The sequence below is a fragment of the Pseudomonas sp. GW821-FHT01A09 genome, from assembly GCF_058986725.1.
In genome coordinates this window covers 18709-42924 of record NZ_JBYSWB010000004.1, presented here as the reverse complement: position 1 = coordinate 42924, position 24216 = coordinate 18709, and the positions used below count along the sequence as shown (strand labels likewise).

Here is a 24216-nt window from a genome sequence, read left to right as displayed (position 1 = left end):
AGAGAATACTGGTTTTGATAGCCAAGTGCCTGATTGCTTTCTGAGAAATTGAGTCCAGCGTTTCAGTGGCTGATTTTTCGAAGGAATGCCTGAGACCGACGGTGTCCATCGAGTGACAAGTCCCCGAACGGTGCCTCTCTTTGGTGGTCTAGAGTGCAGCTGTGCTGCACGCTGACCAGGCCATCGTTGGAGAGGGGGATTCGCCGCGATGGGCAATCAGCTCTCTAATTCTCGAACGACGCTAAGGAACTTTGTAATGGCCGGTAGTAGCTTTTTTGCACTCTTGGACGACATCGCTACGTTGCTGGATGACATTTCGCTCATGAGCAAAGTGGCGGCCAAGAAGTCGGCAAGCGTTCTCAGTGATGACTTGGCGGTGAACGCGGAGCAAGTCACTGGGATGAAAGCTGACCGTGAGCTTCCCGTGGTGTGGGCAGTATTCAAAGGTTCGCTTAAAAACAAAGCGATCCTCGTGCCATGCGCGTTGATACTCAACGCCCTATTGCCTGCCGCTGTTGGGTGGCTACTGATGGCGGGGGGAGCGTACCTATGCTACGAAGGGTTTGAGGCTATCAAGGACAAGCTGAGCCGCACTGATGTTGCGGACAAAGGAGCTCCCAAGAAGGTTAAGCCCAAATCGCCTGACGAGCTCGCGGCCTATGAGAAACGGAAAATTTCTGGCGCTGTCCGCACCGATTTTATCTTGAGCGCAGAGATTATCGTGATAACACTAAATATTGTGGCTGAGGCTCCAATGTTCCAACAGATCGCCACGCTTGTACTCATCGCCGTGATCATGACCGTTGGCGTGTATGGGTTGGTCGCAGGCATCGTGCGAATGGATGATGCGGGTTTAATTCTTGTTGATTCTTCCTCCACAGGCACGTGGGGCACCTTCGTTCGTGCACTAGGCCGAGGACTCCTCGCAGCAGCACCGCTACTGATGAAAACCTTGTCATGGGTGGGCACGATAGCCATGTTCTTGGTAGGAGGTGCTTTTGTCGCAGACGGGGTCGAGCCTTTAAAACATTATGTCGAGGCGCTAGTCAGTGGCAGTGGGTTTTGGGAGTCCGCTGCCACTTTGGGGCTTCACTGTGCGATAGGGGTCGTTGTCGGAATGGCTGCCGCTTTGGTAGTAAATGGTGTGACCACACTCCGAGGTAAGCTGGCCAAGTAAGGGATGCGACTTACACCTTACATAATGCCGCCGGCCTCTGGAGCCTAGAGAGCCTGCTCTTCTTCTACCTCAGCCTGGAAAACCTCAATCAGCTTCTGATTGTAATCGTCGAGATAGCTCTGCAGTCCTTCCCGATCAACGAGCCTCACACCTGCTGAGGTGGCGAGCTCTTTGGCCGACTTGGTGTAGTACGAATTGGTGACCACCATCGCTTCGTCGCAACCATAGAAGGCCTTTGCCGAGATCGCCTGCTGCACTGCAGCGTTCCCCACAGATCCCGTGTAGTTCTTCGCCTGGATGACCATGTTTTTACCGAACCGACTCACAAACAGATCAGCACCTTGGTCGGCGGTCTTCTTGGTTTCTTTTACGTCGAAACCAATGGTTTGGAAGATCTCGACCAGGAACGCCTCGAACTGAAAACCGTCCATCGCGTCCACGAGGTACATGGTGATAAACCGATTCGGATTGAAGTGCTCAAGCTGGCTACCGAGACGTTCAACCAATATGTCGAAGTAGATGGCCTCGCACAGGCTGAGCCCGCTGCGAAATGCTGGCAGGGTCATCAGTGCAGCGCCTGCCGACGCGTTCGCCTGGGGATTGAATTGCATGCCTGGATAGGAAATATCGTTCTCCCACAGGTAGTAGTAGAAGAGGGCCAGGTCTGAGCGAAATGTCGTTCCTGCCTCGTCGATCCACGACCGAAGGGTTTCATTGAGGTCGGCCCTGATGTGTCGGCTGAGCTCTCTTGAGAAGCCTGCATAAGTCGAGTTGAATGCGGTTGTCAGCAGCAGCTTATCCAGCAGCGATGGCAAGCCCTCAAGCTCATCAAAGCCTTTACGGATCAGCACTTCTCGAAACAGCTCACGCTCTGTGTACGCACCATCCATCCTCGGGCCAGGCACGCCGACATCTGTAGCTCCAGACGTGGCTTCTCGGGTCGTATGGATAAAGTTTGTGAAGTACGGTTGCTTGAGCTGCGCGTATTTCCTCAGCACGTTGTTGAGCAGGTCATTCAGCTGAGCCTGCTCCTTTTTCTTGCCCAAAAAGTCCTTGATGAGTCCTTTGGACTGGTACTGGAAGTCGGGGTAGAAGGATGGGTCAAGAGGCGTCAGATGCTGAGCTCGCAGTTCTGACGAGGGGGACAACTGAGAGCTGTTGCACCACGGGCAGGCGGTTTCAAATGTGGTTCTGTTGCATCCGTTGCATTGATAAATCATGGGAGTCCGTTCTGAGCAGAGTGCGATATGAAAACGAAGGGAAGGGCAGTCCTGATGAGCTATCGCCAGCCCGTGAACAGCCCGATGCCTAGATCGTGCGATGCTGAAAGATAGCTCAGTGCTATGCCGGCGTCCACGCTGCCTTTTCGCGATGCTCACTCATCGAGAAACCCCTTCTCGACGAATCTTTGATGGTGCATCTCGCAAATCGCGATGGCCGATTTGTATGATTCCAGTTGATCAGCCCCATTGTCGTGCGGGTAGTCTTCAGGACGCATTTCCCTGAGCTGCAGAAGCTCATCCCGGTTGGCTTCGGCCTGGCGAACCCATCTAGCTTGGATGGTCTCAGCAAGCTCTTCAAAGCCATCGGACGTTCGACCATGTTCCCAGAACCACTGCTTCATATCCTGGTACATCTGAAAGTGTCGGCTGTCGAATCCCCCTCGATGGTTATCAATTTCGAACGAGTACCTAGAAGCATCGTATTGATGGAGGATGAACTGTTGGAGCAGATAGGCGGTGCCGTACTTGCCTTCGAGTAGGGTCTCGCGATGGGTAACGTACGGTGACTCGGTCATTTCGTCGTCCTGTCTGAAGTCAAAGAACTCAGTCTAGCTAGCCTCCGGCCAAACACATCAACAAGCGATTCACTCGGTCACGAAGTAGCATCGCGCGGCATTTTGACGTGTCGCATCAAGCAAGGCCTAGGCGCACGCTCCTACCGGGACAGTCAAAAAACTTGCCGTACGGTTCATGATTTCAAGCGGCTTCTGCAACTGCGCGCCGGCTTGGGCGCCAAAGTTGTTACGGGTATCGCGGGCCGCCCCGGCGAAGGCACAGCCGAGAGGGCACGATCCTCGGTCTACCGCTTGAGGACGGAATTGCGGCTCCACATCAGATTGCTATTAGCATAACTTCGGGTGCGAGTCGGTGAGATAGGTGCTCGATCCTTCCACGCGCGGATTGCGCCCGGTGCCCTGATTGTCCGAGCCCGCAGAGTGAGGTATTCAGGAGGGCTCAAGAGCGCTCTCAACCTTCAGTTGCAGTGTTAAAACTGCCCCAGTGCGGAAGCGCGGCTTGGCTTCCATTGTCCTAGGGGACGGATCAAAACTGCAAAGGCAACCTCCCTTGGGTGTGCCAGACGCCCCGAAGCTCATCAACGCTGATGTATAGCCTTGTCAACGACAACCCAGCATTTAGCACCGTTATAGTCATCGCCGCCTTCTGCGATAAATACGTTACCCGCTTCGTCAATCGCGTGCACGCCTGGTCGCTCATGTCCTGCGTCCCGCAGGGAGTCCTTCCAAGCGTACGCCTCGCCATCCCAAAACAGTACAACGCCGCCCAGGCATTCTTTGTGACGCTCTTTCCATTGGGTGGCGATCGTAAGTAGCTCCTCAAACGATGGATTCATAAGCTGCATTTTCTCCGTTGCTGACTCCGGCTGCACAACTCTAGTAGCTAAAGTCCTCCAGCGGCCTGGCATATCAGAGTCTGCCGATGGAGGTCGATTCCTCCAGATGTAGAGTAGCTATCTGACGGAGCTTGGCATCGCTTGTAAATTCCAGGCACATCCAGCAGTGCTTTTGCAGGAAGGTTCAGAGCGCTATCTCCTCCAGCTGTGGTGCGACATGGGTTCTCCAATGTGCGAGTAGTGGCAGGCAAGCAAGGTAGTACATCAACCAGCATGCGTAGATACTCGAATGATGGTAGCAGTTGCCAGAGGCCAACTTTCCATGCGCCAGTTCGTGGCGCAGGCATGGCCCGCCCTTGAAATTGAAGAGGAGATCAATGGTGTAGATCAGATCCACACCAAAAACCGACTCCAGCTCATCGCGTCGATTCTTCAACAGCCCACTGATCGACCTGTCTTCTTGCAGCATCTCTTCATCGAGTTTCGACGTATCGAAACCTGAGTCGCTAAGCACGTGGCGCAGAGAGTTTTCCAGCTGAGGGAATAGCAGGTGACACGCAGACATCATGTCGCCTTGGAGAAAGCGCGCGAGCCCCAAGGCATAGATGTGTTCAAAACCTGGGCAAACAAAATGGCTGGCCGTGGTGATCACCATCAGATGGCGATCGTCGACAGCGAAATTTGTCAGCAATGTCTGAGCAGCAGGTTTAATTCGGCTTTCGACTGCCATTTGGTAGTGGATATCCAGAGGGATCAGGCTTTCATGCGCATACCACTCGGGCGGAGGCGTCTCGTTTAGGTTAACGACAGGCGCTTGGTTGACCACGCGACCTAAGACATCCGTGTATATACGCCCACTGAACAGGTCGGACAGGAACGAATCGCTGCGATCTTTGATGATGTCTGTATGCAACGCCATTTTCTGCGGCACACTGCAAACATGGGCAAGCCTGTAAAAGAAGTTTGGAAGCGTCAGGTTGCGGAAGATATCGATGGTTCCCTGGCGCTCTTCGCTCAGATCCATGGGTGTTAGAAATGATGAAAACTCATGAGCGGCCTGTGCTTGCTGCTCCAGCAGATCGGCCTTCAGGGTTTCCAGCTCTTTTTGCATTCCCGGGATTGACCGAAGCTCCCGGATGGCATCCCGCGTCCAGCTCGCTTTGGCCAGGAAGCTGTTCACTCCTTCTCCCATTTTAAGGGTCTGTCCTATCGACTTGAGCTTGCAGCGTTTGAAGCCCTCTTGATCTTTGGACAGCTGGTGGGCCTGCGCGGCTAGATCCCATAGCACTTTGACCGCCATCGCATAGTCATTTGCTTCTGAGTTGTTTGCCGACCTCTCCGCGTCCTGTGCCACCCGCGTCCATTCAATAAGGCTGAAGGCCTGCCCTAGGCGAGCAAGTCGATCGAACGACGAGTAGCATTGCAGCTCATCCGCTTGGGCGTACAAGCGCTTCCATAAGGCCACAGCAATTTCAGGTGGAGTTCTCCGCTTTCCGGTGCTGGAGATAATATGAAAAACGCGGTGGAGCAGATCTACGATTTTGGAAGACAAGCCGGAGGGCGGCTCGTAGCTGAACGAGAGCTTATCGTCGAGATAAAACTCGATTGCCTGGCAATACGCCTCGATGGATAAGCTGGCGCATTTGTGGAGGCTCTTGTGGTTGTACCACGCTATATCAGCAACCCGCGCTCGTATGAGTGGATGATCGATATTCTCCGCAATAGCGGCGAGCACGTGGCTTTGCTCACCGGCGATGTCTGCGGGAACAGGAGTGCGCATTCCGTCCCTGGTCAACCTCGGCCCGAAAGCATCCTGGCGATCAACGGAAAAATGGTATGAGCACACCACCATCAGCACTCGATAAGCCCGATACGCTCCACGCTGATCTTCGGCAAGGGCCTGCTTGGATAGAACACTGAACTGGGTGTCGAGCGAGTAAAATTCGAGCGTATCGATGGTTTCCAGCAGGTGGGTGATTTTCGTTTGCTGAAAGTCCTCGATCGACGCCCGTTCCAATTCAAAGCGATTAGGCGCGCTGTCGCCAGCTGCGTCAGGCTCTGCAGCTGTCTCTTGCAATTGTGGGTCGTTGATTCCGGGGTCAGCTTGATGAGTCGTACTTGGTTGGTCTGTGGCCTTCACTCTTATTTACTCCTACCTTATGTGCCTCAGACACACGGCTCTGCTATGACGAAAGGCGGGGCAGGTTTGAGCAATCCCTGACCGAACTGAGGATTGGTAATATACGGATTACCTAGGTGGGGATAGGTGATACAGGCACAGCGGATCATTCATTGACGCGCGTCCAGAGCTTATTGACGGTCTGCTTGCTGATCCCCAAAGTTTCAGCGGTCATTTTCTGAGACATCCCTTGGGCTTTGCACTTGAGGACGTTCTCCAGCCTTTGCGAGTCCATCTGCCTACCGGGGAGCCGCGCGACCAGCTCACCGTCTTTGACCTGATTGGCGATCTCGTCCAGCCCACCGTCGGCCTCGAATTTTTCCAGTTCGGTGCGCGCTTGGCGCAGAAGGCTGTCGGTCGTTGCTCCCTTACTAGTCGCCACGGCGAGAGTCAAAAATGTAAGGGGACTGATCCCGAAGGTCTCGCTTATGAGCTCAAGCTTCTCGACGGTAATACCTGATTTTCCGTGTTCCAATCTTGCAAGGTAGGTGTGGCTGCTGGCCTCGGCGAGGCTCTCCAGGGTTCGCTTTTCTTTACTGCGAAGCGTGCGAAGTACTGCGCCGATCGCGAGCCTAAGGTTCATGGAGCTTCCCCAAAGCCAACGATAAAGCCATGTTGCCTAGTCCCCTTCCACTGTATATAGTTGCTTCTAGGGGACTGGCATTGTGGATCGGCCTGCCATGGCACAGGCGCGCGTTCCTTTCCAATAGGTGGAGCAAACGCGAAAACCTTGTGTGGGTAGTGTGCGGAGCGTCTTTGCGGTCAGTTCAATATACCGATAAACCGATCATTGGTGGCTGTCCCTGCTCTGATCACCAAGCGTTGCTCAGCGCCACAAAAAGCTATGCAGCACACCCGTGAGTTGTCATGAAAATTCTGGTTTTATCTGATTTGCACAATGAGTTCGCACCGTTTCCGAAACCCAACGACGTGGTCGACCTGGTTGTGCTCGCTGGAGACATTGATCTGCAGGCCCGAGGTGTGCTCTGGGCGAATGAGACGTTCACTTGTCCGGTCATCTATTGCTGCGGTAATCACGAGCTTTACCGAGGCCACCTTGATCGCACCTTGAGCAAGATGAAGGCTGCAGCAGCGCCTCATGTTCATGTGTTGGAGAACGAATCGTGGGTTCATGGCAATGTCAGGTTTTTGGTCGGTACGGCGTGGACGGATTTCACGTCTACGGGCGATGTGGTCGCAGCATCGATGACGTGCGCGAGTGTAATGAACGACTTCAAAATGATCAGGGCGGATAGCAATTATCGCCGCCTTCGCCCTGCTGACGTCATCGCAAAAAATCGGGCGACTCGTGAGTTTTTTTACCGTGAGCTCAGCATTCCTTTCGAGGGGACAACGATCGTAGTGAGTCATCACTGCCCGATACCAGAAGCCGCCGGCGATGAGCATGATGGTCATGTCAGCGCGGCCTATTTCAATCGCTGGCATTCCTTGGTGGAAAAAGCCAACGTGTGGATTTTCGGCCATACGCATCGATCCATCGATGCCATGTTTGGCGAATGTCGGGTGATTTCAAATCAAAGGGGGTATCCCGACGAAGAAACGGGTTTCGACCCGCACAAGATTGTGGAGATCACTTCATGACCAATAAGCAGATTATCCGCTTGGCTCAGCCTCCGGCGGTTCCTCCGTTGGTGTTAGTGGCCAGTAACATTGACTGGGGTGTCAGCGTAGACGCATACCTTTGTAGCGCAGCGCGAATAGGCAATCGGTACGCTGCCGAGGCGTTCCTAGACCGCTCAGGCGTCATCAACGATGGCATGACGGTTGCCACCCCGCCTGTTACCGTTTTGATGCATAAGAACGGATTCATGCTGGTGCGCAGTCAATGCCTCAAGGATCACTACGTGATAGTCACAGAGCATTCCTAGAGGCTGATTCAATGGCATCAAATGAGCGTGTGCCGATTGAGGTATCAGACGCCTCCCTGATCAATTTTGGCCGTGCGATTACGGCTTTTCTGCACCAGCCTGAAATTGAGGGATTTAGCCTGGTCGGCAGAGTTTATTTTGACAATAAGGATAGGTTTCGAAATGGTCGCTTGATACGAACGTCCGATGTCTTGGAGTTTGTCGAGATAGCCGATCACCTTGTGGCAATAACTCTCACAGGCAGTGCGTACGTACTGATTGCGCCGGCGTGCAACCTACTGACGCTGCCTGGAGAATGACCATGGAGCTATTACCGTTCTTTGAAATGATCTCTCTAGAAGGTCACTCCATGGCAGGCGCTTCTTCATTAGCCGCCTCGACGATCGAGAAAAAGCTCCAGGTTTCAGGTAAGCCTTGGTGCGCGGTTTCAGGCTGGATACTGTTTGATGTAGTCAGCGCAGATGGAGTTGTGCCGCTTCCAAAGCCGATGCTTCCAATGATCATGTATGCCCATCACGTCAAGATAGATAGCAGCCATCGGCTTCGCAGTGGGGACAGCGTCATGTCTGGGTTCGCAGTGTCCTACAACCAGGATGGAGTATTCGAAACCGCCGGTACCATTTACATACTCATGGGCCGAGGTTTCAGGAAGGCGGCGGACGCTACCGTGGTGAGCGCGGCCCAGTTGCGCTTTGGTGGTCTCACGCAAACTTCCTGAGGTCTGGTTTCTGAGTGGCCCGATCTCCTGCCTCGAAACAAGGTGACGGATGATGAGATACAAGGCCGTGCTTCTGGATGCTTTCGGGACGATTTTGCAAATCAATCCTGGCAAACATCCGTACAGACAGCTTTTGAAAGAGGGGCTTAAGAACGGACGTCGTTCGAGCCCCGACGATGTAAAAAACTTGATGAGGTTTAACGGTGGGTTGTCCGAAGCGGCTGATCACTTGGGCATCAGCGTTCATCCTTCTCGGTTGGCTGAAATCGAGAAAATTCTTGAGGATGAAGTCAGCTCCATCGAGGCATTCCCTGATGCCCTAGAGGCCGTCGCATTGCTGCAGGAGCGCAGTCGCCTGGTTGCAGTCTGCAGCAACCTTGCGTACCCATACGGTCGCGCTGTCAAAACGTTATTTCCGACCATGGATGCATTCGGGTTTAGCTATGAAATTGGCCTGGTTAAACCAGACCCACGGATGTATCAGGCAACCTGCGAAATGATCGGCGTCGAATCCGACAATGGATTTGGTGAGAACAGAGTCATCATGGTGGGTGATTCGCTGCGCTGCGATTGTCACGGCCCGCGCGAGGTAGGTATCACCGGAATACATCTCGACAGATCGAAGGATGAGGGCATCAATGATTTGATGGTTTTTGCCGGGCATGTGCTTTGCGAATCGTAGCAGCGTTGGACACATTCAGGTTTAGGAGCCACTTGGCGCTCTGACTTATCCGGAATGCCGCCACTGAAGAGGTCAGAGACCGTGACTAGTGAAAGCGTGTACTGCGATATTCAGATGACTATCGAAGAAGCTGTCGAGATGCTCGAAGTCCTTCGAGCCTTGCGCGAGGCTGGTGGCTATCCGGCGCTTGAAGACAAATTTCGCGACATGCAGACCCAGCTCACCGACTCCATCAGCTACGCAGCGTCAGACAGAATCGGATTGCTACAATCCAAGCCCAAACATTAGCACCATGGAATCGCGGAGCTACTTGCGGGAGCAGACTAGCAAGGTGAGTTGCGGGGACGCTTACTGCCTGCCTGCAAATCCGCGTGGTAGGAAGATCGAACCGACGGGCCGGATGCCACATTCTGAAATCCCATCTTTCTACCGATTAGGGCAAACCTGGAGAACTGATCCGGATGCACAAAACGCTGAGCAGGGAGGTGGTTTCGTGACGGTCGAAGGTATTGGCCTAACGTTAGCATATCGACGTTATGCTCTCTTGGGCGGTGCATAACTTCGATGACCTCATCATCCGTCTCACCTAATCCCAACATTAGCCCTGATTTGGTGGGGACGTGAGGGACACGCATTTTGAATCCCTCCAGGTCTAGAGACCACTCGAAGTCAGAGGCTGGTGCTTACGCCATTCAATCGCCCGATGCGACGGAATAAGGGCTATTACCTGGTCAGGCCTAGAAGCCTCTCAAGCCATCGTTACGCGCAACAGTTTAGGGAATGGATTTTGAAAGCTGAGGTAGAGCAGCGAAGTCGAGTGAAAGGAGCAAGTTACTGCCCAGTCGACTGCCCCTGGCTTCACGCTGCTGAAAGGTAAGATGCAGAGGTAAGGGCGGAGTCTGGAAACGTTGTTTGCTCTCAGCGTTTTGGCACCCACGGTGTCGTTGCCATCACTCAACGAATTGGATGTATTTTTGCTTCAAACGCAATGGTGGCAGCGGGCATGTCCGCAGTTTTTTTCAACCGGAGTTGATTCAGCATCCACTCTTCGGCCTCGTGGCACCCCTGCTGTGTAATTGCATTCACTTGACCACCCGTTTGCATTCGACTTGACCAGTCGTTTGCATCCGACTTGACCAGTGCACATGATGCGTACGTGAACCTTGGACAGGGTGCGTAGGTGTATTAGCTTCATGTCCCCAATCCAGGACAGGATTATGATTGGTTAACTACCTTTTTTACGTTTTCGGCAGAAACCGTTGTCCTAATCCAGAAAGGCAGGCTGTTCTGGGTGCTCGGCTCAGTTTCACTACACGTCGTGGGTTCGCTGGCAATGACGGCTGCCGGGCTTCTGTCCTATCAAATATTCGACACGCGCTGAGGAGATGAACATGAAAGGTTTCCTGGTGACTTTCTTTACCCAACAGAACCGTCGCTATCAGGGAAAGATGCTCGGCGACTGGATCGTTGATTTGGCGAAAGAAATGGGACTGCGAGGTGCGACCCTATCCACAGATATTGAAGGCTTTGGGCATACCGGTCGGCTGCATTCCTCGCATTTTTTTGAAATGGCGGATCAGCCTACCGAAATTCGTATGGCCATCACCGAGGACGAATCGGAAAAGTTGTTCAAGCGATTGGAGCTTGAGGATATCTCGTTGTTTTACATAAAGACCCCAATTGAGATGGGCTTCGTCGGAAAAGATGCCACCTAGTTTGGCCTGCTTTCATAAGCTGTGACTTGACGACGCCTTCCCGTAACACGATTTTACATTTTGGACAGGGCTAGCTAAGATCGGCGCATTGGAGATGGCATTCCTCCATTAACCAACCGCTGCGCCCGTAGCAGCTGATGATGCCTACAGAAACCTGATCAAACCAGGTCTGTAGGCGTTCGCGCTCAGAATCCCTTTTTGGTCAGGCCTACTTACTTTTTGTGGCTGGCCAAATGTCTAAATTTCGACGACCTGAACAACTCGACTTACTGCCCTATATTGCGAAATGGCTTGCGCTTGCTGGTCTTGTAGCTCTTTTGGCAGGCTCTGCCTCTGCGTTATTCCTTCTTTCTTTGGATCATGCCACCCAATGGCGAGAAGCCCATCCCTGGGTGCTCTGGCTCCTGCCAGTTGCTGGCTTCGCCGTGGGACTTGCGTATCACTTGATAGGCAAACCCGTTGATGCCGGAAACAACCTGATCATCGATGAGATCCATGATCCTAAGAAGATCGTGCCTGTGCGCATTGTGCCGATGGTGCTAATCGGAACCGTGGTTTCCCACCTCTTCGGTGCATCTGTGGGACGTGAGGGAACGGCGGTGCAGATGGGCGGGGCTCTTGCTGATCAACTGACGCATGTCTTTCGGCTACGCCGCGAAGATCGCCGGGTGATTCTCATGGCCGGTATCAGTGCTGGCTTTGCGTCCGTCTTCGGCACCCCTCTTGCCGGGGCTTTGTTCGGACTTGAAGTGTTGGCCATCGGACGAATGCGTTACGACGCTCTTTTCCCTTGCGTGGTTGCGGCAATCGTTGCTGACCAAGTGGGGCAAGCCTGGGGAGTGGTTCATACGCATTACGTCATTGGCGAAGTGGTTCCCGTGCAGCTCTGGAGCGTCATGGCTGTGGTAGCTGCAGGGATTATCTTCGGCCTCACTGGCCTTCTATTCGCGACGGCCACCCATAAGCTCGGGGCTTTCGTTAAACGACTTATCTCCTATTCGCCATTACGCCCCTTCGCCGGAGGCCTGCTGATCGCAGTCGCCGTGTGGGCGCTCAGTGGTAACCATTATATCGACGTCGATAAATACATCGGACTGGGCATTCCGAGCATCGTCCAATCCTTTCACATGCCAATGGATCCTTGGGACTGGCTTGGAAAGATGTTGTTCACCGTTGTCTCCCTGGGGACTGGATTCAAGGGCGGCGAAGTCACTCCGCTGTTTTACATTGGAGCCACCTTGGGGAACGCGCTAGCGCCCCTATTACATCTCCCCTTCGGCATGCTGGCTGGTATCGGTTTTGTCGCCGTCTTCGCTGGCGCAGCTAATACGCCACTGGCAACCATTGTCATGGCCATGGAGCTCTTCGGCCCTGAAATTGCTCCGCTTGCAGCCATTGCCTGTATCTCAAGTTACCTCGTATCCGGGCATACCGGGATCTATCACGCCCAGCGCGTGGGTCACAGCAAACATCACCGTCCTCTGCCGGAGGAAATCCGGCTCTCAGATATCAAGCAATTTCATGCTCAAAGTGAATCTGCCAGCGAGCGGAAAGTGGCTCCTATCAGGGAAGAGAAATGACCGGACATCGCCAAGATCGCCTGACAGTTTTGCAGCTCTATGTCACTGGCGCTAGCCGGGCTCGAGTTACAAATTTCTGGCACCACCTGAGTGTGCCCGGGCTTGCCCAACACCTTCTTAAAGTCGCCCAAAAAGATAAGATTGAGCAGATGATGCTCAAGCTGATTCTGCAGGCTATTTACCGGGCCAAGCATTTCCCATCATTACCCGGAGCTCGGTGATATGCGTCATCACGATGAAACGCTGCGCACCTTTGCGCAACCACGCTGACGAGTTGCGCAAGGTGCGAGCTCCCGCGCTATGACTCGCTCAGATTCAGCATTTTTTGAAAACTGCAAGGGATTGGAGCGAGGTAAATGGTTGAAGATGGGGCGTTGGGGGAACGCAGATGAGGTGCGGGAAGAGATTCGTAAATCGGTAGCGGCGTACAACCTGCAGAAGGAGGCTTCCAAGTAGTGTTACTCAATCAGAAGAGCGCAGATCAGGAAATTTCTCTGAAGGAAAGAAAAGACTTTTTGCTGCTGCCGAAAATTGCTGAATTGACGCGCTGGGTAACGGCCCAGTCAACGGGCGAAAGAACATTACCGTATTTCGATCCGCTGGATGGCGGCGTCTTCGCAAGGGTATTGATTTTGTTGGAATCGCCCGCTCGAACGATCAGTCTTCCACGGTACGTCTCAAGAGACAATGCGGGGCCTGCACAACGCAACCTCAAAGGTTTCATTGAGCAGGTTGGACTGGCACGTCACGAAACCGTCCTTTGGAATTTGTACCCTTGGCTACCAGATCTCGAAAAGCCCAAGGGTGCGCTCCGCAGAGCGCAAATCGACGAAGGTATCGAGATGCTGATCACGCTACTGACGCTTTTTCCTGATCTCGTCACTATCGTATTTGCCGGACGTGTTGCCCAGAAAGCCATACCGCGTGTTCGGCTCGCCTTCCCTGACTTTTCATTGCTGAAAATGCCACACCCCAGTCCCCTTTCTGTTTGCACTCACCCGAATGTTAGGCAGCGCATTTTGTCCACATTGCATCACGCCAAACAGTCGATCGAGTAGCCAAAGGCTCAGGTTTTGCCCGCCTTGTTCAGTGAGGCAATACACGGCGAGACGAACAAGTTGCCGCGATAGGCACCCGCCAGGGTTTTGGCCGCGACGATCATCCACATGACGGTGAGCATCAACACCAGTGCCACGCCAAAGAAGCTAAAGAACGTGAGGTGCAGCATAGAGCCCAATTTGAGGGTTGTTACGGCGTACACTCCCAGCGGAAAGGTGAAGCCCCACCAGCCGAGGTTGAAGGGGATGCCCTCCCTGAAGTAGCGCCCGGTAATTAGCAGCGCCAATACCATCCACCACAATCCCAGCCCCCAGAACAGCACACCACCGATCAAGCCAATGCCCTCGGCTACGACGCCGATGCTTGCCATTCCATGAGCAGCAAAGATCGCTGGAGCATCGTTGCCCAGCACCAACATCCCCAAAGCTCCGGTACCGATCGGCCCTAAAGACAGCCAGCTCGATGCTGCCATGCTTTCATGAGGTAGTTTGTGCAGCGCCATGCGCAGTAACAGGATCACCAGGATGCTCAAGGCGACGGGCACCGAGTAGGCCCACAGCACGTAGCTGGTGATGAGCATGGTGAACTGTGCGCTAGCGTCAGCGAGGTGCGGAGCCAATAGACCGCCACTCGCGGCAGCCACCTCAGCCGCAACTACTGGCAGCAACCATACCGCTGTCATCTGATCGATGCTGTGCTGCTGACGGGTAAACATCATGTAAGGGATCAGCACCCCGCAGGCCAATGCCATGGCGACATCGATCCACCACAACACTTCCGCTAAAGCGACTACCCCATCCCCCCAGCGTGGCAAACCATAAAGGAGAAAACCGTTGATGATGGTCGCCAATCCCATGGGGATGGTTCCAAAAAACATCGATACAGTGGAGTGGCCGAAGATCTGTTTGGCCTCATCGAAGAACAACACCCATCGGCTCGCGTACATCAGCGTAAACAGGCAAAACAGCACGATATTAAAAAACCACAAAGCTTCCCCTAACGCTTTGGGCCACTGCGCAGCAAAAGGCAGTTGGCCCAGAGCCAGAGCCAGAATCCCGGTGCCCATCGTGGCGGCGAACCAGTTGGGTGTGAACTGCCGGATCGCTTCTCGTGGATTGGACAAGGCCGCCAGGGGATGGCTGCCGCCCATGATAGCTGCGAGTCGTGTATCACTCATTTTCGCGCTCCCGCTTCAGTGTGCCTTCAATATGACATGGTTGAAGTATAGCTTGATGGGGATAGCGGTAAAAACGGATAGTATAGGTTTACATTACCTATTAAGAAGGTAGATTTCTTGAAGCTAAGCCTACGTCAGCTACAAATTTTCTGCGCCGTCGCGCAGCACGGTAGCACCACCAGCGCAGCCATTTCGGTGTCACTGTCCCAATCTGCAACCAGCGCCGCACTGAACGAGTTGGAAAGTGCCTTGGATACCAGGCTGTTCGACCGTGTCGGCAAGCGTTTAGTGCTGAACGATAACGGCCATGCCTTACTGCCTCAAGCCAGAAGGATGCTTGAGAATGCACAACAGATAGAGGCCAGTTTCTTACCAGGCCATGCCGGGCTGAAAACACGCTTGCGGGTAGGATGCAGTACCACGATAGGCAATTATGTTCTGCCATTGATTCTCGGTGAGCTGCGTCGATCAGCATCACATTTGAGGGTCGATGTCGACATGGCCAATAGCATGGCGGTCGCAAGACGAGTCGCCGATTTCGAGATTGATATGGGCCTGATCGAGGGGCCTTGCCACCTCCCCGAACTCAGTGCCGAGCCTTGGCTTGTTGATGAGCTGCTTATTGTCGCAGGCCAACGGCACCCCTTGGCAATAAAGCAGCAGGTCACACTTGACGACCTTCGTACTGCTGAATGGCTACTGCGCGAGCCAGGTTCTGGTACCCGCGAAGAAGTCGAACAACTGCTGCTGCGTCATCTGCACGATCTCGCCGAAACGCGCCAGATCGGCAGTTCAGAGGCCATCAAGCATACCCTCGCACAAGGCATCGGCATCAGTTGCCTGTCCCGCTGGGTCGTTCGGGATCTACTGGCCTCTGAAGCCCTGGTTCAACTGCCGCACTCCCTGCCTGCACTGACACGACGGTTTTTTCTGATCCGCCACCGGGACAAATACATCTCGCCTGGGCTTGAGCGATTCTGGGAACATTGCAGTCAATTCGTGAGCCAGAGGTAGCCAGACCTATTTATAAAACAGGTAAGAGCTACCAAAACAAGTTGTTTCCGGAATTTATCAAAGACGCATAAGGTCAACTCATTGCCCTGCAGCGATGAACGAGTTGTCTTTGCCAAGGCGCGACTGGATGCCTTGCTTACCCTTATGAGGAAACTCTGATGAATGTGATAAAGAAAACCGTCACAGCCCTGACGTTGGGTGTTGCGTTGGCCACAACGATGAGCGCGTGGGCCGCGGAAGATCGCTGGACGTTTGACGGCGATATTCACAACAACTCGCTGGCCGTCAGCCCTGATGAAACGACGGCGGTGGTCTCTTACAGTCAGCGTCCAGATGTAGTGGTTTATGATTTGAAAACCGGTAAGGTTCGCCAGGTTCTCACCGGCTACGTCACGCCGCGAAATATTGTGTTTTCGCCAACTGGCGATGTGTTCTACCTCTCCGACAGCAGTTTGGGGGTCGTGCGCAAGATTGACACCAAGACTTTGAAAGTGATCGCAGATATTCCGTTGGGCGCAGGTGCTTTTGGTACCACACTTAGCAAGGACGGAAGCCTGCTCTACGTCAACAATGAAGCGGCCAGCACGCTGTCGGTCATTGACCTTGATCACCAGCGGCCAGTAGCTGTGGTACCTGGCTTCTCCCAACCGCGCCAAGGTATCCGGGTAAGCCCTGACGGCAAAACCGTCTATGTCACCAACTTTCTTGGGGACAAGATTACCTTGGTCGACAGCAAGACCAATACCATCGAAGGTGAGATCACTGGCTTCAACAAGCTGCGCGCCATCTCCCTATCGGCGGACGGCAATACGCTGTACGCGGCTAACAGCGGCAGTAACAGCATCGCCGTTGTCGACACTCAAAAACGCGCCATCACAACCACCGTCATGGTGGGCAAAGACCCCTACGGCGCAGCCCTGACTCCAGACGGGCTGCACGTCTACTCGGGTAACCTCGGTGACAACAGCCTTTCAGTGATCGACACCAAAACCCTGAAAGTGACGACCACTGTGACCGGTTTGAAGGCACCCCGCCAGGCCATTGTCTTCACCAAAGACAAGTCGAAGGCTTATGTCCTCAACGAGGACTTGAGTATCTCCACAGTCGATCTCGCCAGCAACAAGGTGGTGTCGACGCTCAAGGCCGACTGATTGAACAGCGCAGGCCTTCATGGGGGCCTGCTGATACTCCACGACCAAGTGAATAATAATGAGTGAAAGTGATGAGTTCTGGATGATGAATCGCCGTCGCTCATTGAGCTGAGCTAGTGATGCTTGACCGTGAGCGTCGCTTTGCTCAATTGAGGAAGGCACAGGGTCGGGGGGGGGAGCCCAGTATTCCAGCAAAAAAATGATATCGGGACGTTTTTTCTATGGAATCGAATTAACCTGTTTGTGGCTCGTCTACTGTCTGATCGCCTGCTGTTTCAAATAGCAGGTGGGTCTTCTAAAAATTAAAAATGACCAAAGGAAATACATATGTTCAAAAAAATGATTCTCACCGTCGCTGTTGCCGCCTGCTGCATGTCGGGTTTGGCGGTCGCCGATGCGCCAGTCAAGCTGGCTGAAACGGACAAGGGAAAAGTACTCGTAGACGCGAAAGGAATGACTCTTTATACCTTCGGCAAGGACACCTCGGGCAAGTCGGTCTGCAATGGGCCATGCGCTGCAAACTGGCCACCTTTACCGGTATCCGCAGACGTGAAAGCGGGTCATGATTACTCTGTCGTCACTCGAGACGATGGCACAAAACAATGGGCATACAAAGGCATGCCACTTTACAGCTGGGTCAAAGATACCAAGCCAGGGGATACAACCGGTGACGGCGTCAATCAGGTCTGGCACGTTGCCAAGCCGTAACATCACATAATTAACTGGCTGGCTTGCGCCACTGGCTTTGTCAGTGGCGCAAGCCAGAAAAGTACACACCTGATATTTTCGCCAACATACAGCCGCCGCGCCTCATAAAGCTTTGATGGATCATGTCAAAGAAAAATGGGGCCGAGGCACCGTACACCCTGGACGTATTCCCGTAACGCCACACTGGGGTATGAAGCATCCAGATACTAAGCCCCATCTACACAGCCCATCTGGATCACCTCTGGACTGTTAAACTTCAATAGGGGCTAGCAGCGGGACTGGGATTTATTACGGTTTCAACCCACAGATCTGATTAGGGTAGGATGATACAAGGAACATAGCAAAAAGTTTAATTCCGCTAGGGACAAATTACTTAAAAAAGCTGATTGCGTTGTATTTTCCCATCTGTTTGCATTCAACTTGACCACTTGCATTCGTATTGCCCACCTGGGCAAGCGTCAGATGCTCTTACGACCGTTTTCGATTTTTGATCCTTCGCATTGATTCGCCTTTCAGTTCGATGATGTGGGACTTGTGAACGATACGGTCAAGAATTGCATCGGCAATCGTGGAGTCAGAGAACAGGTCTTACCATTTTTCTTTAACAAAGACGAGCGTAACTACGAAAATCGATGCTGCGATGAGCATGGGTATGTTCCAGGTCAGGAGGTCAGCAGCAGGAGGCTTGGCGCACGGGTCTGTCTTCCATGGAGGCCAGCCGTCCTTGATGATCGTTAACCCAGCACTGGTGTGCCTGCATAGTGACGTTCAGAACATCCAGTGCCCACTGTTCAAGCTCGGGGTGCAGGCGGTAGTAAACCCACTGACCTTGCCTTCGATCCGCGAGTAACCCGCAGGCACGCAGTTGGGCCAAGTGCCGCGAAACCTTCGACTGGTTATCGTCCAGTGCCCAGATCAACTCGCACACGCAAAGCTCACCTTCAGCCGAAAGCATGAGCATGATCCGGGCGCGGGTTTCGTCTCCAAGGCATTTGAAGAATGTGTGTGGTGCGAGGCTCATAAGCAATTGCCCTTTATATGTGGATAACCGAATATACAAATGTAAACACAATCAGTCTGCTTGTACAAACGCCTCGTGACGGAAATTTACGATCCGGGGATCAATGCTCACAGGTAGTCCACGGGGCAACGACACGGAGGGATTAGCCTCAGCACGCAAGCGGAGGTTTGATGTTCGAATGAATGCTCGCTGAACGCGATTTTGGATTCAGTACGCCAAGCGTAATGACAGGCTAGCTGGTCAGGTCGAATGCAATTGAGTGGTCAGTGCGAATGCAATCAACTGGTCAGCAGCTATGGAATTGGGTGGTCAGATACTAGGTAATTTTCCACCTGCATCATTGCATCGAATTCCGCATGCGTAAGAGGGAGTGGCACGTTCGCGCAAGTCTTCGAATCAGCTTTGGCGTTCGAGGATGTCCCCCTGAATTTTACGGTCATTTAGCTGCCCTGTATTCGCTCAATGTTTGGCCACCTTCGGTTGCCAATACCGAGGCTATGCGTCTAGCCGCCAGTATCCTTTGTCCACCGCCGCATTGGATCTCAGCGGCCACTCACGACGGCATTCACGATTTGAGACCGCTTGCACCAGTCCGTGACCTTGGAAACGTAAGACCTGCTTAGTCCTTAACAACGCGTCACAAACGGCTATGCACCCTAAGTATCGATGCACTGATACTATCTGGCCACTAAAGGCGGTATCCATCCATCTCCATAGGGTTAGCGCAATGACCGAAGCGGCAGGGAAGTACACCGAGGTCTACCAAAGCTGGCATCAGCATCTCTTCAATTTCAATCAGGCTGTCCGAGAAACCAATACCTTGGGCCTGCGCAAACCACAGCTCGCGGCGCTATACGCCTCGCTGGGGCATCTTGTGATGTCACCTAATACGACCGCTACAGTGGTAATGCCAACGGGTACTGGAAAAACGGACACCATGCTTGCGCTGCTGATCGCGGGCAGGTTGCCCAGGACGTTGGTGCTAGTCCCGTCTGATGCTTTACGTTCGCAGCTCGTGAAGAAATGCGATCTCAAAAAGCTTCGTGAAATCGGCGCCGTTTCTGAGACAGCGCTCAACCCTGTCGTCATGGCCGTCAGTTCAGGAATGTCGGTCGAAGAGGTACAGCAGCTCGCAGGCGCGAATGTCATTGTGGCGACGCCGCAAGCGCTGCAGCGCTTCGTCCCAGATGCGCTTCAGGCCCTCGCCGATCTCTGCAGCCACCTGATGATTGACGAAGCCCACCACGTAGCCGCCATGACATGGGGAAGGGTCAAGACGGCGTTTAAACAGAAACCCCGCCTGCAATTCACCGCCACGCCGTTCCGAGAAGACAACCAGGCGCTGGAAGGGACGATCATCTACAACTACCCGTTGAAGGATGCGCAGACGGACGGGTACTTCAAGGCCATCGAATTTCACCCTGTGCGAGAGTACAACCTGGAAATTGCTGACCAAGCGGTTGCGGACAAGGCGGTAGAATTACTGAGAAGCGATCAGGCTCAGGGTTTCAAGCACCTTTTGATGGTACGGGCGCGATCCCAAAAGCGCGCTGAAATGCTGTTCGAGCTGTACAAAAAGCATGACGATCTATCGCCTGTCCTCATCCACAGCAAGGTGAAGAATCGGGCAAATCTGATGGGCGATATTGTCGCAAAGAAACATCAGATTATTGTCTGCGTGGATATGCTGGGTGAAGGTTTTGACCTCCCGGAATTGAAGATTGCGGCCATTCATGACCAGCATCGAAGTCCAGCTGTTACGCTTCAGTTCATCGGTCGGCTTACCCGCGTCGACCCGACTCTGGGGGATGCGAAATTCGTTTCGAACATTGCGAATCAGAAGACGGATTATCAAATGGCCGCGCTGTACAAGGAGAGCGCTGACTGGAGTGCAGTGATTCGAGATGTCAGTAATGACAAGATCAGCCGCGAGATCGAAAAGGAGGAGTTCAGCGATCAGTTTTCAAACGATCCCGATTCCGAAGAAATCTTGGGCCTTAATCCAAACCCAAAAATCAGTGCGGTCGCCTACCATGTTGACCGTGATAAATGGCGGCCTGATGCCGCCGAGCATTTCTCTCAGAAGAGGGAGCAGCTGCAGTATCTCTCGATCAACGATGAGCAAGACACCGTCATCATGGTCACCCGCCGTGAGACGCCAGTGGGATGGGCGAACACTTCTGCTATTTCAGATACCAACTGGCTTCTTTATCTTGCTTACTACCACGCGCGGGACAAAACCCTGTTCATCCACTCATCGGGGGACGAGACGCAGACAGCACGGTTTCTCGGACTGATTGCCAAAGACTCCCGGCGAATCAGCGGCGAGCCGACATTCCGGACTTTGCACGACATCAAGCTGATGAAGCTTCAGAACGTGGGGCTGTCCAGGGCTCGTAAGGATCTGAGATTCACCATGCACGTCGGTCGAGACATCAATGCTGTCATCAACGAGATTCAGAACGGCACGGCGAAGAAGTCCAACATTTTTGCCACGGGATTCGAAGGTGGGCAGCGCACCACCGTAGGCTGCTCTCACAAGGGAAAGATATGGGAGATGAATTCGGAGTCCATTACGTACTGGATCGAGTGGTGCAAGCGCGCGTCCCTCAAGCTGAACGACGCCACGATCAAGTCCTCTGATGTGCTTAAAGATGTCATGCGTTCGGATAAGATTGAAGATGCCTGGCCGATGGGGCTTTTCTACGCCGATTGGCCAGAATCTATTGCGATCGAAAATGAGCAAAAAATTTCGCTGGTTTCCAATGGTGAGGTTTTCAATCTACTCGACGTTCGCCTGGATAAGCCGCAGCGCACCGATGACCTCACGTTGAGCGTGTCTGTCTTTGCCGCAGTCCCAGACGGTGAGCGGCAGCTTCCGGACATTACCATTCGGCTACTGCACGATGGCTACAAGGTCAGTTGCCCTGGCGTGAAAATCACCTTCGCCGATGAGCGCTTGTTAGAGGACTATCTCGATGCTAACCCTCTCGTGCTGCTCGCCGTAGATGGTTCGATGGTGGAGGGTAACTATCGCGCGTATAGCCCCAACAGCTTGGATCTCAAGCTGCCTGGGGATTTGATCGAACCTTGGAACTGGGGAGCGACTCCGCTCCACATCGAGTCCATGAGGGCGGCGCGTGACCTCGACACGGTGCAGGGTTTTACCTTCAGTCAAATTCAGAACGACTATTCCTTCATTTTTAACGATGACGGCAATGGTGAAATCGCAGACCTGGTGGCCATCCGGGAAACCAAAGACGCTATCCTGGTCGACCTCTATCACTGCAAGTACTGCCCGGCTAAGAAGGGGCAGGCGGCAAAACCTCGTGCCCAGGTGGAGGATGTTTATGAGGTGTGCGGTCAGGCGTCACGATCAGTCAAATGGCTATACACCCACGAAAAATTCTTTGATCGGTTGATGTACCGATATCAACAATCGTTACCCAAAGGGTTCGATAGAATTTTGAAGGGTGACCCCAAGGACTTGGAGCTGCTGCGCAACAAGTGCCATGACCACGAGATGGTCTTCAAATTCGTGATCGTACAGCCTGCTATCTCGGCAGCGAAAATTTCGGCTGATCAGCTAGCGGTGCTTGGCACCAGCTACTCATACATCAAGAGCGTATCGGCGGCAGATGTGAAGGTTGTCACCAGCCCGTAATCTGCACACAAAATGCTTGGGATCGGCCTGGTCGCTAGGCCGTACCTAACAGTGCAATTACGATTCAGGAGGGGAGGCGCTCTCAAGTGAGCCCCCCGCTGAGATTTGGATATTTGGAACCATTGATCCAGCGGCTCGCGTCTGCCGGTCGGAGCTTTGGCAAGCATGGCGCGACGCGAACACCTGTATGTCCTATTCGAGGCATCTCGGCTTTAAGTGTTTGTAAACTGTAAGGCGCAGTACGGTGGTGATGAAGTCGAGGCTTGGGTTACACATTGATTGGCTGAGCTGTCGTGTAAAGCCGCTAAAATGCAGCTTTTTGTTGAGGGAGGGGGAAGGCGTGCCAGCGCTCAGCAATTTCCTGGAGGCAGTCGCCGGGCCTTTTCGTTGGGAAGCCGAGTGACCCTCCAAGCCCGACCTCTTGAGCCTGCCAGCGGACTCTCTCCTTAGCTTCTTGAATCGCTTTTCGCCAAATCGATGACCGTCTTACCGAAGTCATTACGCCTGCGGCTTTACCCGAAAATCTTTGCATATAGTCGGTCGATGTTAGATTGAATCTTGCTAATCTCGTCTGCCATGGAGTTTGAAGGAGTTAATTGGTTTTGAAATTTAAGATCTATCAGGGCATCTTGAGATTCGTCTAGTATCTCAACGTTTTTTCGCATCAGCACTTCTTCTGGATCCTTGGTTAGGAGACGATATTCTTCATGAAAATAGACATGAAGAGATGCAGGATGTTTGTGGCCAGTTTTCTGAGCTACGATGAAGCAGATATCATCCCGTAATGCAGCAGTCCAGGCGATTTGAAGATCAGGATGCTTCTCGAAACGCTCTATCAGCAAAATGTGAATTTCTCTAGTGACAAAACGATGGCGAAACATTGACAAGCATGCCCTGACGTCTCCGAGTCCAGCAGATATGCAGAGTCGGTCAAAGTCCTTTGTCATGCTAGACTTCTTGAGAGGTGAACCCTGCACGGTTAAGAGTAAGGAATCTGGTATCGACTTGATACTCCCTCGTTCAACGAGCGCCCTGAGAAAATCTTTACGCTGCGTGATATATCGATCAAAGTCCATTGCTGCTCGACTATTGACTCGAAATTTTCTGATGGGAGCCGGATACTCTCGCTTTTTCGTCGGTATGGAGATATATAGTTTAGTTAGGACTTCAAGGTTCAATGAAAGTGGAATATCTATGAGCTCCTCAGGCCGTAGTCCTGTGAGCTTCATCATCCGGATCATGAACATTCGACGTTCATATATATATGTATTTAGTATATGAAAAAAACTTGGATCGTGCTTGAGTTTTGTGAGTGCGCGGGCCGGAAGTTCTTGAATGTTGTGATGGCGGAAAATGGCGTCTTGAACTGATTGAATGGCTTTCTCTGTGATTACTCCTTTATCGTCAATTGGAGGGGCTGGTGAAACTAGGTCGCTATGATATATCTCTAAATGTCCAGTGTGAGGGTTTCTCTTGAAAGTAATAGTGATTTGAGGGCTGCAGCCTGACTCACCTATCAGCGGTTGAACACTCAGGAAGGAAAAGTTTTCCGAGATCCATAGCAAGAAATAGAGGCATCGCAATTGTATGGTTCGGATGTGAGTTCGGCCCCGCTTGGGCTCGCGTACGCCATCCACGAGTATTTGCTCTTGCAGCAGCGCATTAGTGAAGTCATAAAAAAGATCGTCAGTAAAATCCCATAACTCAACATTTATCAGGCTGCAATAACGTAAGAGATGTGAGATTAGGCTCGCGTACACCCTCGGCGTTTCTTTGGCGGTCGTCTTGGAACAGACCGAGTGGAGCCAGTGATTCGCAAGGTGGCACGGTCGCCCGTCCGGCCAGGTC

22 protein-coding genes, 4 pseudogenes and 1 riboswitch are annotated in these 24216 nt (G+C 52.9%); of the genes and pseudogenes, 16 read left to right on the top strand and 10 right to left on the bottom strand.

Annotated features, from left to right (window positions below):
- Positions 1-256 precede the first annotated feature (256 nt).
- Positions 257-1177 carry a DUF808 domain-containing protein gene (locus AC3WJP_RS06345; RefSeq protein WP_080480012.1) on the top strand — a complete coding sequence of 307 codons (921 nt, stop codon included), beginning with the start codon at positions 257-259 and terminating at the stop codon, positions 1175-1177.
- 44 nt (positions 1178-1221) lie between these two features.
- On the opposite strand, the gene AC3WJP_RS06340 is transcribed toward AC3WJP_RS06345, so the two are convergent.
- From AC3WJP_RS06340 to AC3WJP_RS06320, 5 genes are all read right to left on the bottom strand, one after another.
- Positions 1222-2397: a restriction endonuclease gene (locus AC3WJP_RS06340; RefSeq protein ID WP_080480013.1), complete on the bottom strand. Its 1176-nt coding sequence runs from the start codon at positions 2395-2397 to the stop codon at positions 1222-1224.
- Between the two features lie 155 nt (positions 2398-2552).
- Positions 2553-2975: a hypothetical protein gene (locus AC3WJP_RS06335; RefSeq protein WP_080480014.1), complete on the bottom strand. Its 423-nt coding sequence runs from the start codon at positions 2973-2975 to the stop codon at positions 2553-2555.
- Positions 2976-3553: 578 nt separating this feature from the next.
- Positions 3554-3820 (bottom strand): hypothetical protein, encoded by a 267-nt coding sequence (locus AC3WJP_RS06330; RefSeq protein ID WP_003366500.1) that lies wholly within the window; start codon positions 3818-3820, stop codon positions 3554-3556.
- 175 nt (positions 3821-3995) lie between these two features.
- A complete protein-coding gene (locus AC3WJP_RS06325) occupies positions 3996-5951 on the bottom strand; it encodes a DUF7380 domain-containing protein (protein WP_080480015.1) in 1956 nt (651 codons plus the stop codon).
- Between the two features lie 145 nt (positions 5952-6096).
- Positions 6097-6573, bottom strand: coding sequence for a helix-turn-helix domain-containing protein (locus tag AC3WJP_RS06320; RefSeq protein ID WP_493720610.1), 477 nt, complete (start codon positions 6571-6573; stop codon positions 6097-6099).
- Positions 6574-6857: 284 nt separating this feature from the next.
- Here AC3WJP_RS06320 and AC3WJP_RS06315 point away from each other — a divergent pair, with 284 nt between their 5' ends.
- From AC3WJP_RS06315 to AC3WJP_RS06295, 5 genes are all read left to right on the top strand, one after another.
- On the top strand, positions 6858-7592 hold the full coding sequence (locus tag AC3WJP_RS06315; protein WP_168082727.1) for a metallophosphoesterase: 735 nt from the start codon (positions 6858-6860) through the stop codon (positions 7590-7592).
- Complete coding sequence (locus AC3WJP_RS06310; protein ID WP_003366508.1) at positions 7589-7879, top strand: hypothetical protein; 291 nt, start codon at positions 7589-7591, stop codon at positions 7877-7879. The genes AC3WJP_RS06315 and AC3WJP_RS06310 overlap by 4 nt, the downstream gene beginning before the upstream one ends.
- A 301-nt stretch (positions 7880-8180) precedes the next feature.
- Positions 8181-8597, top strand: coding sequence for a DUF6957 family protein (locus AC3WJP_RS06305; RefSeq protein ID WP_229631848.1), 417 nt, complete (start codon positions 8181-8183; stop codon positions 8595-8597).
- Between the two features lie 52 nt (positions 8598-8649).
- Complete coding sequence (locus AC3WJP_RS06300; protein WP_042930435.1) at positions 8650-9279, top strand: HAD family hydrolase; 630 nt, start codon at positions 8650-8652, stop codon at positions 9277-9279.
- A gap of 114 nt (positions 9280-9393) precedes the next feature.
- The gene (locus tag AC3WJP_RS06295; protein WP_229631847.1) at positions 9394-9567 is read left to right on the top strand and encodes a hypothetical protein; all 174 of its coding nucleotides are present in this window, start codon (positions 9394-9396) and stop codon (positions 9565-9567) included.
- A 35-nt stretch (positions 9568-9602) separates the two neighbouring features.
- On the opposite strand, the pseudogene AC3WJP_RS06290 reads toward AC3WJP_RS06295, so the two are convergent.
- A pseudogene (locus tag AC3WJP_RS06290) lies at positions 9603-9959 on the bottom strand (lipoyl synthase); the annotation flags it as partial.
- Between the two features lie 545 nt (positions 9960-10504).
- On the opposite strand from AC3WJP_RS06290, the pseudogene AC3WJP_RS06285 reads away from it, so the two are divergent.
- The 6 genes and pseudogenes from AC3WJP_RS06285 to AC3WJP_RS06260 all read left to right on the top strand — a co-directional run.
- A pseudogene (locus AC3WJP_RS06285) lies at positions 10505-10660 on the top strand (CrcB family protein); the annotation flags it as partial.
- Between the two features lie 10 nt (positions 10661-10670).
- Positions 10671-10994: a DUF190 domain-containing protein gene (locus AC3WJP_RS06280; protein ID WP_003366518.1), complete on the top strand. Its 324-nt coding sequence runs from the start codon at positions 10671-10673 to the stop codon at positions 10992-10994.
- Positions 10995-11075: 81 nt separating this feature from the next.
- Positions 11076-11148: riboswitch (Fluoride riboswitch) on the top strand.
- 79 nt (positions 11149-11227) lie between these two features.
- On the top strand, positions 11228-12574 hold the full coding sequence (locus tag AC3WJP_RS06275; RefSeq protein ID WP_042930421.1) for a voltage-gated chloride channel family protein: 1347 nt from the start codon (positions 11228-11230) through the stop codon (positions 12572-12574).
- Positions 12571-12795, top strand: a complete 225-nt coding sequence (locus AC3WJP_RS06270; RefSeq protein ID WP_003366524.1) for a hypothetical protein — start codon at positions 12571-12573, stop codon at positions 12793-12795. The genes AC3WJP_RS06275 and AC3WJP_RS06270 overlap by 4 nt, the downstream gene beginning before the upstream one ends.
- Positions 12796-12878: 83 nt before the next feature.
- Positions 12879-13030 (top strand): annotated as a pseudogene (locus tag AC3WJP_RS06265) (inorganic diphosphatase); the annotation flags it as partial.
- Positions 13030-13632, top strand: a complete 603-nt coding sequence (locus AC3WJP_RS06260; RefSeq protein ID WP_003366527.1) for a uracil-DNA glycosylase — start codon at positions 13030-13032, stop codon at positions 13630-13632. The pseudogene AC3WJP_RS06265 and the gene AC3WJP_RS06260, both read left to right, overlap by 1 nt.
- A gap of 8 nt (positions 13633-13640) precedes the next feature.
- Here the strand turns inward: AC3WJP_RS06260 and AC3WJP_RS06255 are convergent, their stop codons facing one another.
- On the bottom strand, positions 13641-14810 hold the full coding sequence (locus AC3WJP_RS06255) for a TDT family transporter (RefSeq protein ID WP_080480016.1): 1170 nt from the start codon (positions 14808-14810) through the stop codon (positions 13641-13643).
- Positions 14811-14927: 117 nt separating this feature from the next.
- Here AC3WJP_RS06255 and AC3WJP_RS06250 point away from each other — a divergent pair, with 117 nt between their 5' ends.
- From AC3WJP_RS06250 to AC3WJP_RS06240, 3 genes are all read left to right on the top strand, one after another.
- Complete coding sequence (locus AC3WJP_RS06250; protein ID WP_003366532.1) at positions 14928-15824, top strand: LysR family transcriptional regulator; 897 nt, start codon at positions 14928-14930, stop codon at positions 15822-15824.
- A gap of 158 nt (positions 15825-15982) precedes the next feature.
- Entirely contained in the window at positions 15983-16975 is a 993-nt protein-coding gene (locus AC3WJP_RS06245) for a beta-propeller fold lactonase family protein (RefSeq protein WP_080480017.1), read from the top strand.
- Positions 16976-17302: 327 nt separating this feature from the next.
- Positions 17303-17683, top strand: coding sequence for a COG4315 family predicted lipoprotein (locus tag AC3WJP_RS06240; RefSeq protein ID WP_284358074.1), 381 nt, complete (start codon positions 17303-17305; stop codon positions 17681-17683).
- A gap of 468 nt (positions 17684-18151) precedes the next feature.
- Here AC3WJP_RS06240 and AC3WJP_RS06235 read toward each other — a convergent pair.
- Positions 18152-18292, bottom strand: a pseudogene (locus tag AC3WJP_RS06235) (ATP-binding protein); the annotation flags it as partial.
- Positions 18293-18353: 61 nt separating this feature from the next.
- Entirely contained in the window at positions 18354-18704 is a 351-nt protein-coding gene (locus AC3WJP_RS06230; protein WP_003366540.1) for a metalloregulator ArsR/SmtB family transcription factor, read from the bottom strand.
- Positions 18705-19431: 727 nt separating this feature from the next.
- On the opposite strand from AC3WJP_RS06230, the gene AC3WJP_RS06225 reads away from it, so the two are divergent.
- Entirely contained in the window at positions 19432-22368 is a 2937-nt protein-coding gene (locus AC3WJP_RS06225) for a DEAD/DEAH box helicase (protein WP_080480018.1), read from the top strand.
- A 512-nt stretch (positions 22369-22880) separates the two neighbouring features.
- On the opposite strand, the gene AC3WJP_RS06220 is transcribed toward AC3WJP_RS06225, so the two are convergent.
- Positions 22881-24005: a site-specific integrase gene (locus AC3WJP_RS06220; protein WP_141249913.1), complete on the bottom strand. Its 1125-nt coding sequence runs from the start codon at positions 24003-24005 to the stop codon at positions 22881-22883.
- Between the last annotated feature and the right edge of the window lie 211 nt (positions 24006-24216).

Bases quoted from the DNA above. Each gene is read 5' to 3' on its own strand.
- AC3WJP_RS06345 (WP_080480012.1), top strand. From the start codon at position 257: ATGGCCGGTAGTAGCTTTTTTGCACTCTTGGACGACATCGCTACGTTG.
- AC3WJP_RS06340 (WP_080480013.1), bottom strand. From the start codon at position 2,397: ATGATTTATCAATGCAACGGATGCAACAGAACCACATTTGAAACCGCC.
- AC3WJP_RS06335 (WP_080480014.1), bottom strand. From the start codon at position 2,975: ATGACCGAGTCACCGTACGTTACCCATCGCGAGACCCTACTCGAAGGC.
- AC3WJP_RS06330 (WP_003366500.1), bottom strand. From the start codon at position 3,820: ATGCAGCTTATGAATCCATCGTTTGAGGAGCTACTTACGATCGCCACC.
- AC3WJP_RS06320 (WP_493720610.1), bottom strand. From the start codon at position 6,573: ATGAACCTTAGGCTCGCGATCGGCGCAGTACTTCGCACGCTTCGCAGT.
- AC3WJP_RS06315 (WP_168082727.1), top strand. From the start codon at position 6,858: ATGAAAATTCTGGTTTTATCTGATTTGCACAATGAGTTCGCACCGTTT.
- AC3WJP_RS06310 (WP_003366508.1), top strand. From the start codon at position 7,589: ATGACCAATAAGCAGATTATCCGCTTGGCTCAGCCTCCGGCGGTTCCT.
- AC3WJP_RS06305 (WP_229631848.1), top strand. From the start codon at position 8,181: ATGGAGCTATTACCGTTCTTTGAAATGATCTCTCTAGAAGGTCACTCC.
- AC3WJP_RS06300 (WP_042930435.1), top strand. From the start codon at position 8,650: ATGAGATACAAGGCCGTGCTTCTGGATGCTTTCGGGACGATTTTGCAA.
- AC3WJP_RS06295 (WP_229631847.1), top strand. From the start codon at position 9,394: ATGACTATCGAAGAAGCTGTCGAGATGCTCGAAGTCCTTCGAGCCTTG.
- AC3WJP_RS06280 (WP_003366518.1), top strand. From the start codon at position 10,671: ATGAAAGGTTTCCTGGTGACTTTCTTTACCCAACAGAACCGTCGCTAT.
- AC3WJP_RS06275 (WP_042930421.1), top strand. From the start codon at position 11,228: ATGTCTAAATTTCGACGACCTGAACAACTCGACTTACTGCCCTATATT.
- AC3WJP_RS06270 (WP_003366524.1), top strand. From the start codon at position 12,571: ATGACCGGACATCGCCAAGATCGCCTGACAGTTTTGCAGCTCTATGTC.
- AC3WJP_RS06255 (WP_080480016.1), bottom strand. From the start codon at position 14,810: ATGAGTGATACACGACTCGCAGCTATCATGGGCGGCAGCCATCCCCTG.
- AC3WJP_RS06245 (WP_080480017.1), top strand. From the start codon at position 15,983: ATGAATGTGATAAAGAAAACCGTCACAGCCCTGACGTTGGGTGTTGCG.
- AC3WJP_RS06240 (WP_284358074.1), top strand. From the start codon at position 17,303: ATGTTCAAAAAAATGATTCTCACCGTCGCTGTTGCCGCCTGCTGCATG.
- AC3WJP_RS06230 (WP_003366540.1), bottom strand. From the start codon at position 18,704: ATGAGCCTCGCACCACACACATTCTTCAAATGCCTTGGAGACGAAACC.
- AC3WJP_RS06225 (WP_080480018.1), top strand. From the start codon at position 19,432: ATGACCGAAGCGGCAGGGAAGTACACCGAGGTCTACCAAAGCTGGCAT.